Source organism: Flagellimonas abyssi, from assembly GCF_019457905.1.
GTDB classification, from domain to species: domain Bacteria; phylum Bacteroidota; class Bacteroidia; order Flavobacteriales; family Flavobacteriaceae; genus Flagellimonas; species Flagellimonas abyssi.
Genome location: NZ_JAHZSV010000076.1, coordinates 1 through 428, shown reverse-complemented (window position 1 = coordinate 428; position 428 = coordinate 1). Strand labels below are relative to the sequence as shown.

At 36.7% G+C, this 428-nt stretch carries 1 protein-coding gene; it reads right to left on the bottom strand.

The window, feature by feature from the left end; all coding sequences use genetic code 11:
• Positions 1-83: 83 nt before the first annotated feature.
• Positions 84-428, bottom strand: a 345-nt coding sequence (locus tag K1F36_RS19765) for a hypothetical protein (RefSeq protein WP_220115322.1), incomplete at its 5' end; no start/stop codon positions are given.

Below are 428 nucleotides of genomic sequence, written 5' to 3'. Positions count from 1 at the left end.
ATATTAGGGGGCATTACTGGACACCGCAAATGAAAAATCCCTATTTCTAGGGATTCCACATCTATAAATCAAATCGATGGAACTTATTCGATACTATCAAATTCGTCAACCATTAAGAAGTCTCTGTCCGCGATATTCGCAAAATAGATTCCCTTGCCCATAATGTATTCCATTATTCTATTATCTACATTTATTGTAAAGCCTTTCTCATTGGACACCAGTTTAAAAGTGTCTGCCCCCTGCTTGTCATATTTTAAGGCTATAATTCTATTGTCCCGTGGATTGGAATTATTTGTGACGGTAATGAGTTTCGATACTTTGACAGGAGTGCCTATCCTGTCCTTATCAATTTTTCCGATATCCGCAATGTCAAATTTTGCATTATAATTTCGGCTCTCTTGTACCTTAACACAATACGGCATTTTAAC